13 protein-coding genes are annotated in these 10,361 nt (G+C 66.7%); 10 read left to right on the forward strand and 3 right to left on the reverse strand.

Going from position 1 to position 10,361, the window contains the following annotated elements:
* Nucleotides 1–218 precede the first annotated feature (218 nt).
* The 6 genes from ACXC9Q_RS27895 to ACXC9Q_RS27920 all read left to right on the forward strand — a co-directional run bounded on the left by ACXC9Q_RS27895 (nucleotide 219) and on the right by ACXC9Q_RS27920 (nucleotide 2,545).
* Nucleotides 219–386: a hypothetical protein gene (locus ACXC9Q_RS27895; protein WP_457059590.1), complete on the forward strand. Its 168-nt coding sequence runs from the start codon at nucleotides 219–221 to the stop codon at nucleotides 384–386.
* 114 nt (nucleotides 387–500) lie between these two features.
* A complete protein-coding gene (locus ACXC9Q_RS27900) occupies nucleotides 501–959 on the forward strand; it encodes a hypothetical protein (protein ID WP_457059591.1) in 459 nt (152 codons plus the stop codon).
* Nucleotides 960–992: 33 nt separating this feature from the next.
* Nucleotides 993–1,463 carry a VOC family protein gene (locus tag ACXC9Q_RS27905; RefSeq protein WP_457059592.1) on the forward strand — a complete coding sequence of 157 codons (471 nt, stop codon included), beginning with the start codon at nucleotides 993–995 and terminating at the stop codon, nucleotides 1,461–1,463.
* 2 nt (nucleotides 1,464–1,465) lie between these two features.
* Entirely contained in the window at nucleotides 1,466–1,672 is a 207-nt protein-coding gene (locus ACXC9Q_RS27910; protein WP_457059593.1) for a hypothetical protein, read from the forward strand.
* A gap of 249 nt (nucleotides 1,673–1,921) precedes the next feature.
* A complete protein-coding gene (locus ACXC9Q_RS27915) occupies nucleotides 1,922–2,158 on the forward strand; it encodes a sigma factor (RefSeq protein WP_457059594.1) in 237 nt (78 codons plus the stop codon).
* A gap of 42 nt (nucleotides 2,159–2,200) precedes the next feature.
* The gene (locus ACXC9Q_RS27920; RefSeq protein ID WP_457059595.1) at nucleotides 2,201–2,545 is read left to right on the forward strand and encodes a hypothetical protein; all 345 of its coding nucleotides are present in this window, start codon (nucleotides 2,201–2,203) and stop codon (nucleotides 2,543–2,545) included.
* A gap of 310 nt (nucleotides 2,546–2,855) precedes the next feature.
* Here the strand turns inward: ACXC9Q_RS27920 and ACXC9Q_RS27925 are convergent, their stop codons facing one another.
* Nucleotides 2,856–3,518: a Bax inhibitor-1/YccA family protein gene (locus tag ACXC9Q_RS27925; protein WP_457059596.1), complete on the reverse strand. Its 663-nt coding sequence runs from the start codon at nucleotides 3,516–3,518 to the stop codon at nucleotides 2,856–2,858.
* A gap of 121 nt (nucleotides 3,519–3,639) precedes the next feature.
* A complete protein-coding gene (locus tag ACXC9Q_RS27930) occupies nucleotides 3,640–3,801 on the reverse strand; it encodes a hypothetical protein (protein ID WP_457059597.1) in 162 nt (53 codons plus the stop codon).
* Nucleotides 3,802–3,857: 56 nt separating this feature from the next.
* Between ACXC9Q_RS27930 and ACXC9Q_RS27935 the strand changes: the two genes are divergently transcribed.
* Entirely contained in the window at nucleotides 3,858–4,073 is a 216-nt protein-coding gene (locus tag ACXC9Q_RS27935; protein ID WP_457059598.1) for an MmyB family transcriptional regulator, read from the forward strand.
* Nucleotides 4,074–4,130: 57 nt separating this feature from the next.
* Here the strand turns inward: ACXC9Q_RS27935 and ACXC9Q_RS27940 are convergent, their stop codons facing one another.
* Nucleotides 4,131–4,733 (reverse strand): HdeD family acid-resistance protein, encoded by a 603-nt coding sequence (locus ACXC9Q_RS27940; RefSeq protein WP_457059599.1) that lies wholly within the window; start codon nucleotides 4,731–4,733, stop codon nucleotides 4,131–4,133.
* A 1,196-nt stretch (nucleotides 4,734–5,929) separates the two neighbouring features.
* On the opposite strand from ACXC9Q_RS27940, the gene ACXC9Q_RS27945 reads away from it, so the two are divergent.
* From ACXC9Q_RS27945 to ACXC9Q_RS27955, 3 genes are all read left to right on the forward strand, one after another.
* Nucleotides 5,930–6,367, forward strand: a complete 438-nt coding sequence (locus ACXC9Q_RS27945) for a hypothetical protein (RefSeq protein WP_457059600.1) — start codon at nucleotides 5,930–5,932, stop codon at nucleotides 6,365–6,367.
* 197 nt (nucleotides 6,368–6,564) lie between these two features.
* The gene (locus tag ACXC9Q_RS27950; protein ID WP_457059601.1) at nucleotides 6,565–7,446 is read left to right on the forward strand and encodes a CorA family divalent cation transporter; all 882 of its coding nucleotides are present in this window, start codon (nucleotides 6,565–6,567) and stop codon (nucleotides 7,444–7,446) included.
* A gap of 87 nt (nucleotides 7,447–7,533) precedes the next feature.
* On the forward strand, nucleotides 7,534–9,735 hold the full coding sequence (locus ACXC9Q_RS27955) for an MDR family MFS transporter (protein ID WP_457059602.1): 2,202 nt from the start codon (nucleotides 7,534–7,536) through the stop codon (nucleotides 9,733–9,735).
* The last annotated feature ends 626 nt before the right edge of the window (nucleotides 9,736–10,361 follow it).

The following is a 10,361-nucleotide window of genomic DNA, read 5'->3' on the forward strand; positions in this document are numbered from 1 at the left end:
TTCTGCAGGTCGCGATGGTGCATCGAATGGTGTAGCCGTGCATCAGTTCTCGCTGATTCAGGTGAGTAAAGGTTGAGTTGGTCAGCGGGCGGTCAAGTGGTCTGTGGGTGGAAGGCCCGCAACGGCCGCGAGGCGTTCACTCTACGGAGTGCGCCGGGCACGCGAGAAAGATCTTCTCCAGAGCCGCGCTGCAGGGCTGGTAGATCAAGCCGACGCAGATGTCGTCCAGGTTGACTCCACAACCGACGAATCGTGGCAGCGATCGCTCTGCTCTCGATGTCGTCTACGTCAACAGCACCCCGTTCTGGGCCTGGGTGCTCGTTGCTTCGGTCGTGATGCTCGCGCCGCGCAAGAAGTCGATCCCGCATCCGGCTTCGGTCGCTTGAGCAGCCCGCCGGGTTCCGCCGTACCGGCCAGTCAGTGCCGACCAGTGTCCCTGACTGGTGCAAGGGCGCCGGTACGGCGGGAGTGTGGTTGTAACCCAGATCGGAGGAGGACCAATGACGAACAACCCACATCTGGCGGTCGAGCGGATCACGCCGCAGTACTGGCGCGTCACATTCGACCACGGCCCGATCAACACGATCACCGCCCAGACCGTCGAGGAACTGTCGCAGCTCGTGGGCGAGATCGAGCGCGACGAGGACCTCACGGTCGTCGTCTTCACGAGCAGCAACCGCGAGTTCTTCCTCGCGCACTACGACACCGAGGGCGATCCCGCCAAGACCGTCTCGATGCCGCCTGGACCGACCGGGATGCATCCCTGGCTGGACCTGACGGCTCGCTTGAGCCGGGCGCCGGTCGTGAGTATCACCTCGATCCGCGGCCGGGCCCTCGAGGTCCTGCTCCTGGGGTCCGGCGACCCAGGCTCGACTGGCGGCCCTGGCCGCTCGCGGCCTCGGCCAGGACAGCGAGCTCGAGCGCCGGCTCGGCGAACTCGTCCCACTCGCCACGCCTGAACCAATCCATTTCACAACACGAAGGAGAAACCCATGAGCACGAACGAGTTCACCATCCCGTCCCCGCCTGAGGGGCAGGACCTTGCGAAGACCCCGATGAGGTTTGAGGTCACGCCGATCCCGGTGACCGATTTCGACCGCGCGAAGGCCTTCTACCAGCAACTCGGATGGCGCCTCGACATCGATCTCCCGATCAGCGAGAAGCTGCGCGCCGTACAGTTCACCCCGCCCGGCTCGCCGGCTTCGATCCAGTTCGGCCCGGCCGGTGCGGCACCGCTGCAGCGACTCATCGTGGTCGTCGAGGACATCGAAGCGGCGCGCGCCGAGCTCGTCCGCCGTGGCATCGAGGTGAGCGAGATCTGGCACGGCGCGCCCGGGCAGCCGCCCCAGCCTGGCCGCGATCCGGAGGGCCGCTCCTACACCAGCCAGGCGTCCTTCACCGATCCCGACGGCAACGGCTGGGTCCTCCAGGAAGTCACCCAACGGATCCCAGGAAGGATCTAGCCATGGACGTCGAGGCCCTGTCACAACTCCTCCAGGAGACCGCCCTGCACCACGGCGCCTTCGAAGCCGTCGCACCACCACACGGTTGGTGGGACTGGTACGCCGCCTACATGGTCGCCCGCGAACAGGGCAGCAATCCGGACCAGGCCGCCACAGCCGCCAACCGCTACATGGCTGACGTCAAGCACATCGTCGTACCGACCGACTGACGCCGTCCGCCCGACACACAAAGCCCAGGCCACCTGACCTGGGCTTTGTAGCGCCTGGGTGGAAGCGGACATGCGAGGTGGGGTAGGTGAGGTCCTCGGTGCGGCCGCCTAGGGGCACTTCGACAGTGCTCCCGTAGTCGGGGCGGATCACGTTGCTTGTCCCGACTACGGGCATGCCAGGGGCGCGATCGCGGCGCCGACGACGGAACGTGAAGGGAGGACATTTCCAAGTGCAGGAAGGCCGGAAGGGTGAAGGAAGAACTATCGGGTCCCGACGAGGCATTGGCGACGTTCGTCGAGCTGCGGCCGCGGCTGATGGCGATCGCGCACCGGCTGCTGGGCAGTACGAGCGAGGCCGAGGACGTCGTCCAGGAGACTTGGCTGCGCTGGCAGACGGATCGCACGGTCGTAGCGAACCCGCAGGCTCTGCTGACCACGATGACCACCCGGCTCGCAATCAACCTGCGCAAGTCCGCTTGTCGGTGATCGCGCGTTCTTCTTCCGACCTGTCCATGCAGCGAGGATGACTTGCGAGACGAAGCCGCACAAGATGCGTACTCCGGGCTGGTGCGTGCCGTCGAGCTCGGGCGACGGCGCTCTCACGACAGCCTCGACATGGCTGCGGTGGTGTCGGAGATCCACGCGCTCCGGACCATCATGTCCGCGGCTGCGCAGATGATGCGTTCGTTCGATCTGGCTCGCTATGGCGACATGGCGAAGTGGGGACCTGGCGGCGAGCCGGACAACCCGGACGGCCTCACTCCGCGGCAGTACGTCGAGGCGGCCGACGCCGACGTGGGTGATGCCTACGAGCACCTGCGGCGAGCCGCAGCGAGCCTGACCACCGCCCGCCGCCTGGCCGCCCTCAACTGAGCACGCGACGACATGTCTGCTACCGCTACGAACACTCGTGAGACTCGAGGTCTGCTATCTGGGTGGGGGCGCCGAGTTCCTCGTTGGTGTTGTCGTGGACGCCCAGGCCCCACCGTCGGGTCCGGCTTCGGTCAGCAGCCCCACGTCCTGTCGGTGAGGCCGGGATCGCTGGCGGCGGTGGGGTGAGTTGTGCAACGACGCGAATTGGCTGTCCCTCCACGCCGTGTCATCGGTCATCGCGCGGCTCAGGACCAGGGGGTGGGAGCATGAACATCTTCGAGTTGAGGATTGTATTGGCTCGTGGCCGGCGTCATGACTGGCCGTTGCGGGTGAAGAGTTGCAGGAAGAACAGGAAGACGTTGAGGATGTCGAGGAAGATCGACGCGGCCAGCAGGGGTGCCGACGCGAGGTCGGTGGAGCGACGGAGGCGCTGGAAGTCGAACGCGGTCAGGCCGGCGAAGATCACCAGCCCGACGACGGAGTAGATCAGCGCTCCGCCTGGGATCTGGATGAAGATCAGTACGATGCCGAACACGATCAAGCCGATCAGAGCCCATGAGCTGATCCGCCCGATTGCCGACAAGTCGCGGCGAGTGGCGTATCCGGCGGCGCCGAATCCGGCGACGAAGAGGGCGGTCGCGCCACCTGCCTCCCACAGCGCGCTCGGGTCGACGCTGGCGTAGTACGCGAGGGTCGGTGCGACCGCCAGTCCGATCAGCAGGCCGAAAGCGGCTAGGAGCCCAACGGTCCAGCCGGTCGACTTCCGGACGGCGAACTGCATGCCGATCAAGGCCCCGAACGCGGCGATGAAGACGATGATGCCGACGCCACCGTGCAGGTCGCGGCCGAGGTACGCCCCGAGGGCGAAAAGTCCCGTGGTCATAGCGACGTACTGCATGGTCTGCGCGAACAACGTGCGTGTCTGATCCCGGCCGCTCACGCCGGTCCGGGGGTATGCCATTGGTTCACTCATGTCTTCACGATCGGTCGCGGTACGACGCTTCGCACCAGTGAGGATCCCTGGTCGCCTGCCGGGCCGGCGCAGCAACACAGCGCGCCGACCCGAGGCCAGGTCGGCGCGCTGTGTTTGTTGGTCAGGCGGCGCTCGGAACGGCGACCGCCCTGTTCAGCTGGCGACGGCGACGACGTGCGAGCAGCCAGGCCTGGAGGGAGAATTCGACGCCCCCGGTGGCCGCGTAGATCGCGAGCATGCTCAGCGTCGACTGGCCCGAGACCGGCCGCGAGATCGTCGGCATGCTGCACCTGGTCGCGAGCCGCCGGCCCTACGACGAACTCCTGTCGCGGTTGGTCAGTGACCTGTCCTCGCGACGGCGACTTCCGCCGCTGGTGGACCGACCAGGACGTGTTCAAGCCCCGCCACGGCTCCAAGACCTACCGCCACCCCGCGGTCGGCGACCTGATCCTCGGCTACGAACAGCGCTCGATCGTAGGCCAGCACCGGCTAGTGCTTCTGGCACAGTCGCAGCGTCCGGCGGACGACTTCGTCAACTGCCCTTGGCGGACGTGATTCGCGAGCGGGTATCGACGGTAGTGGGCCGTGGCATCGGGCTCGATGGGTCGGTGGTTAGCCGGGGCTGGCGTCGCCGAGGGCGGTCGCGGCCTCATGTCCTGCATGGCGGACGGTGAAGGCCATGAAGATCTGGGAGATGCCCCTGAACAACGCCATGAACCCGACCCAGAACAAGATCAGATAGGTCCGCCGGCCCAGGGCGTACACGCGGTCCGAGCCCGACACCCAGAACGCGAGCAGGACCAGCAGGATCCCCATGATCAGGCCAAGCCACCAATAAGGGTTCACCGCTCGCGAGGCGATGGCCTGGATGATCTCGAACGCGCCGTACAAGAACAGGATCAGCCCCAGTACCGAGGCGAGGGCGAAGAAGGTGTTGACCGGCCGGATGAAGCCGTACAGCGCACCCAGGAAGAAGATGACGGCCAGGATGTAGTGCCAGATCTTCCAGCCGCCGGTGGACAGGGTGGCCACCCCGACCTCGTTGATCCCGGCCAGGAGGAACACCACCCCCAGCAGCACCCCGACGGTGGTGAGCGAGGTGCTGTTCAGGCGTAGCACCATCCAGGCGATCAGCAGCCACGCGATCCCCGAGACCAGGAAGACCCACCAGTAGCGGGCTCCCTCCTTCACGATCATCCGCTCGTCGGTCACCATGTGGATCTCCTTTGCCCAGTTTCACCAAGCGGCGGCGACACCATTCTGGGATGGGACGCTATGCCCGGACAATCAGCGAATCAAGGGGCACCTGCCGGTCGCAGCTGGCCGGGTTGCGCAGCGCCGGCACGCGGCCAGCGCCGCAGACGGCACGGTATTCGCTGGACTCGGACGCTCGCGCTCCCTACTAGCGACGCCCAAGCGACATCCGCGCCATCGCGTCACTGATCTCGGATGTCCACGGCGGATTCGCCAACATGTCGCTCAGCGCGACGAGCGAGCGCAGCAGACGTCGTGCCCAGACGCGTGGCATGACTCGTGGCACCAAATGACGGATACGCCTGGGGAATTCCGCGCTCGCTGGGGGCTGCCGTGTGGCTGACAGCGCTGGTAGAGAGCAGATGCGACGCTGTCGTTCTTCCTCGTAATGAGAAGGTCGTCGGTTCGATTCCGACAGGCGGCTCCACAACCCTTCCCTCCGGCTCGCTCAGGGTGTCGCTCTGCCCCCGGCACCGACCCGGTTACGAAGGATCGGACGTACTTGCGCGAAACGGTGCCAGCCGGTCCGAACGCCGACGCCGATTGCTTCGGATCGACGCGTCTTTGTTCCCACGCTGTTCCCACACTGGACTGCTGAGCGTGACATACCCGCCCGTACCCGCTGCCAAATGAGCTGATCCCGGAGGGGAGCCCGTAACAGGCTGCCAGCCGGCGGTAGACCCTGGGGGTAGCCGGGTGGGCAGCAGCTGGCGGCAGGCCCGGTGACCGACGTGATCCAGGCCAGGCCTTCGGGGGCCGGGTGGCACGTAGCGCGGACGGTTGCGCTGCCCGCCGAAGCCGTGTACTCCGAGGGCAAGCCGGTCCTGCGGGCCGTGAACGAGCCGACTTCGTCGGCGCAGCCCACTGAGTTCCTTCCCTCCTGGCTTCCGATCCTGGGCCGCCGTGCCCCCGCGCAACCGTCCGCGCTACGTGCCACCCGGCCAGCGAACAACTGCCTCGGCGCCCCATGCGGTCGCCGATTTCCTCGGACTTCTGCAGTGCGGCACCGGCTCGCACATGCGGCGCTGGCGTCACGCGCAAGATCGACTCCGGTCGACCTCGAAGATCGCGGGCTCGGGGGTTGCCATGGGTCTTCACCAGGCGTTGGCTGTATCTGTCGGAAGCAGGCTCCGGAGTCGATTAAGGGAGGGAACGAGATGGATTTCTCCACACAGTTCGAGGCCCTCGAGAAGCGCACTGCCGAGGGGCTGTCCGCGGTGAAGAGCGCGGCCGGCGAGTCGCGGGACAAACTGCGCTCGCGAATCGACCAGGCCCAGGTCGACCTCGATCTGGCAGGCAAGGATGTCGAACAGAAGGCGGGTGAGAGCGCCGAGCGGGCGCAGAGTAAGTGGGCGCAGATGAAGACTGACGCGTCGGCCAAGATGGACGATGTGAAGGCGAAGATCGAGAAGCGTAACGAGCAGCGCGACGCCAAGCTGGCCGCGTCCGACGCGGATTTGGCCGAAGCGGACGCAGCCGACGCCATCGACTACGCCGCATGGACGGTCGAGAACGCGCGGCTCGCAGCCCTCGATGCCATGGACGCGCGGGCATACGCCGACGAGCGGGCCAGGGCCGCAGCAAACGCTCCATAATCACGCCTGCGACGCCTTCAAAGGGACGCTTGGTCGGGTCGAGCGTCCCTCCCGCCTGCTCTCCATCCGCCGACGAGCTCGGACCTCGACGTACGGCGCGGTGGGAGATCGAACCGTTAGGCCGGAACCGAAGCCGGCGCGCGCACCGCCGGCCGGCGGGCAGCCATCGAGCAGCCGACAGATCGTAGGTTACAGCGGTGGAGGTTATTGACGGCACGACAGTCAAGCGGTACGGGATCGCACCAGCGGGTGGAGTCTGCGTGGTCCTGCCTCCTTCCGCGTCCCGGGAGGTGATCACGGCGGCCACCTGGGTAGGCGCCGACGCCGCCACCGCCGAACAAGCACTGGCCTCGTCGCATCGCCGGCCGGTCGCGCAGGGGGCCGGGCGACGGATCTCGGTGATCGCTTTCGCTACGGCTGAGGACTTCACCAGCCAGGAGGTACACCTGCACGTCGGCCGGCGCGGGCTGGTGGCGGTGTGCCCCGAGCCACTCATGCCGGTACTACGCGAGGCGGTGTCCCGGGTACGCCGCGGGCCGGAGGAGGCGATGCTCGCAGTGCTCTTGATGCTGGCCCACCAGGCCGCCGCCGCCGTCCAGGACCTCTCCGCGGAGGCGAACCGGCTCGACCAGGGCTCGGTCGGTCTCGCCGCCGACGCGCAACGGCGTACAGTCTCGGGGCTGCGGCACCGCCTCTTCGCGCTCCAGCAGCTATGGAACGCGCACCACGTCATGTGCACCGTGGACGACACTCTGGCCGATGCCCTGAGTCGCGCCGGCCGACGCCGGTTACGGCAGTCCGGAGTGATCTTCGAGGCGAGCGCGGCCGCCGCGGCACAGGTCTATGCGTTGCTTGGCGACACCCTCGACCGATATTCCGCAGTGATCAGCGAACGGCTCACACTGGTGACGGTGATCTTCCTGCCGCTCACCGTCAGCTCCGGGTTCTTCGGGATGAACTTCGGCTGGATGACCGACCACATCGGATCTGCGGCGGCCTTCGCGGTCCTCGGCATCGTCGCGCCGCTCGCCCTGGTCGGCCTGACGGTGCTGACCGCACGACGGATCAGCCGCACATGACGCCGATCGTGCGACACCGGTGACCTCGACGCGCTCGTCCCGGTCAGCAGGCGTGTACGACCCTGGTGCCACCAGCGCGACCTGAGCTTGCCGAACGAGGCCAGCCTGCAGCGCCAACCCCAGTGCGACGCCGACCAGTCCGCGGCGGAGGCTCGTCGTCGCGCCCCTTGCCGGTGGTTTGAGGCAGCCATAAAGTGCGTTGTGGGGCGATCTCCACGGCGAAACCACCCTTCTGGAGCGCGCATGGCGGTCGAGCAGAAGCAGTCCGCGCCACAGTCGGCGACAGGACCGGGGACGGTCGACCGGCGGACGATGCTCTTGGTCTTCACCACGGTGGCGCTCGGGATGCTGCTGTCGGCGCTCGACCAAACGATCGTGTCGACCGCACTGCCGTCGATCGTGAGCGACCTCGGTGGGGCCGGGCACCTGTCCTGGGTGGTCTCCTCCTACCTGCTCGCCGACACCATCGCGGCCGTGCTGGCCGGCAAGTTCGGCGACCAGTTCGGCCGCAAGCGGGTGTTCCAGGTCGCTGCCGGGACATTCGTCGTCGCTTCAGCACTCTGCGGGCTCGCGCAGGGCATGCAGTGGCTGATCGCCTGGCGTGCCGTGCAAGGCTTCGCTGCTGGGTTGTTGATGGTCACCTCGATGGCGGTCATCGCCGACGTCATCCCACTGCGTGAACGCGGCAAGTACCAGGGCGCGCTGGGCGCCGTGTTCGGCGTGACGACGGTGATCGGCCCGCTGCTCGGCGGCCTGTTCACAGATCACCTGTCCTGGCGGTGGGCGTTCTATGTCAATGTGCCGATCGGCATCGTCGTCATTGTCCTGGCCGCGTTCACCATGCCGAGTATCCGTCCGGGCCAGCATCCGGTGATCGACTACCTCGGCATCGTGTTCGTGTCCATCGGCGCAGCCGGCCTGACCCTTGCTCTGTCCTGGGGTGGCACCGAATACGCGTGGAGCTCGCCGACCATCATCGGCATGTTCATCGGCTCCCTGGTCTCCTTGGCGATCTTCGTGCTCGTGGAGCGCCGAGCAGCCGACCCGATCCTCCCGTTGCGGCTGTTCCGATCCTCCGTCTTCGTCGTCTGCGTCATCCTGGCATTCATCGTCGGATTCGCCATGCTCGGCGCGATCACGTTCTTGCCGACCTACCTGCAGTACGTCAATGGCGTATCTGCCACCGACTCCGGCCTGCAGACCCTGCCATTGGTCGCCGGCTTGCTGATGATGTCCATAATCTCCGGCACTGTGGTGGGCAGGACCGGTCAGTACAAGATCTTCCCGGTCGTCGGCACGGCCGTCATTACGCTCGGCATGTTCCTGCTGTCCCGCATCGGTGCGGGTACTCCGTACTGGCAGCTGGCCGTCGCCATGCTGGTGCTCGGCATCGGCATCGGCATGAGCATGCAGATCCTGACTATCGTGGTGCAGAGCACGGTCGCCTACCAAGACCTCGGCGTCGCCACCTCCGGAGTCACGTTCTTCCGCACGCTGGGCAGCTCCTTCGGCGCCGCTGTGTTCGGGGCGGTCTACTCGAATGTCCTCAACGACAGGCTGCCCGCAGCGGTCGCCGCTTCACCAGGAGTCGACCCGGCCGCGGTGACCAGCCCGCAAGCCCTCCACGCCTACCCGGAGGCGCAGATCGCGCCGATCGTCGATGCGTACGCGCATGCGATACACGTCGTGTTCCTGGCTGCGATACCGGTGGCCTTCGTCGCCTTCGTGGTCGCGCTCTTCCTCAAGCAGGTACCTCTGCGCGGCACGGCCCGGGACACAGCACCCGACGTCGGCGAAGGCTTTGGCGTGCCCGAGGCAGCAGACTCCAACCAACAGCTGCAGGCCGCGATCGCGCGCCTGGTCCGAAACAAGGGGCGGACCGAGCTGCCCAAGGTGAGAGAGCGTTCGGGGGCATCGTTCGGCGCGTCTGACGGCTGGAGCGTCGGCCAGGTCTACTTGCGATCCAGGCTCGGCAGGACCACTACGGTCGAGGAGATCGCCACCCTGTACCAAGTGCCACCTGAGGTCCTCGCGCCGGCGTTCGAAGCGGCTGCCGCCAACGGATACCTCACCAGGCACGATGGCCAGCTCGCCGTCACCGAAGCTGGCGCGCTCGAGGTGGCGAAGCTGGTCACCGCGCTCAAAGCGTGGTTGGCCGGCGAGCTCGCCGACTGGGGCGTCGACGACCCAGAACTCAGCCGCGCACTCGGCGAGGTCGCGACCCAGTTCGTCAACCAGGACCCTCAGCACGTCCCCGGACCATTGGGTCTGTTCGCATCCGTGAGCTGAACTTAACCGACTCGGGACTCGCTCGGGATGACGTCCAGAAACTCCGCTGCGGATTCGGCGCCGTCCGCAGCCGGCCGACCATCGCGGCCGCCTCTGCGCGAGCTGGTGCCGTCGGCCTCGGTCAGCAGCCCGTACGGTCGGCGCCAGCCCAGGCCACCGAGTGTCCAGGAGTTTCGACGCCGGGTTCGCCGCGGCTCATTCCGCGATCACGAGTCATCTCGCTTGCCTGAGGCCTGATCGCCGGCGCAACGCCAGCACACCGCAGGTCGCCATCCACGCCGCCCGATGGAAGCGAGGGCTGGCGCACGGCCTGCGCCACCCCGCGGATTGACGATTGCGTCACATCTTCGCCACCCCAACTGGCGAACAGTCATGAGTGACGATATCGTCAATACTGCAGGAAGATTACAAGAAGCCCTCACTGGGCCCGGAATCTAACGAAGGTGGTAACTCATGACGCAGCACACGGACCTCACCACGCGGCTGAAGTCGGAGGTCCAGCCATGACTACCCCACTCCTTGTTTCCTTGGCCGCGCTGATCGCTGTCGCCTTTGCGGTGCTGGGCGCAAGCAAGATCCGAGCCGTTCCGGCGATGCAGGCCCGGGCCGCGCACGTCGGCTTCAGT

The sequence above is a fragment of the Kribbella sp. CWNU-51 genome (assembly GCF_054073265.1).

What these genes read in the sequence shown, in the direction of transcription:
- ACXC9Q_RS27895 (WP_457059590.1), top strand. Translation starts at nt 219, where the DNA reads ATGTCGTCCAGGTTGACTCCACAACCGACGAATCGTGGCAGCGATCGC.
- ACXC9Q_RS27900 (WP_457059591.1), top strand. Translation starts at nt 501, where the DNA reads ATGACGAACAACCCACATCTGGCGGTCGAGCGGATCACGCCGCAGTAC.
- ACXC9Q_RS27905 (WP_457059592.1), top strand. Translation starts at nt 993, where the DNA reads ATGAGCACGAACGAGTTCACCATCCCGTCCCCGCCTGAGGGGCAGGAC.
- ACXC9Q_RS27910 (WP_457059593.1), top strand. Translation starts at nt 1,466, where the DNA reads ATGGACGTCGAGGCCCTGTCACAACTCCTCCAGGAGACCGCCCTGCAC.
- ACXC9Q_RS27925 (WP_457059596.1), bottom strand. Translation starts at nt 3,518, where the DNA reads ATGAGTGAACCAATGGCATACCCCCGGACCGGCGTGAGCGGCCGGGAT.
- ACXC9Q_RS27930 (WP_457059597.1), bottom strand. Translation starts at nt 3,801, where the DNA reads ATGCCGACGATCTCGCGGCCGGTCTCGGGCCAGTCGACGCTGAGCATG.
- ACXC9Q_RS27940 (WP_457059599.1), bottom strand. Translation starts at nt 4,733, where the DNA reads ATGGTGACCGACGAGCGGATGATCGTGAAGGAGGGAGCCCGCTACTGG.
- ACXC9Q_RS27945 (WP_457059600.1), top strand. Translation starts at nt 5,930, where the DNA reads ATGGATTTCTCCACACAGTTCGAGGCCCTCGAGAAGCGCACTGCCGAG.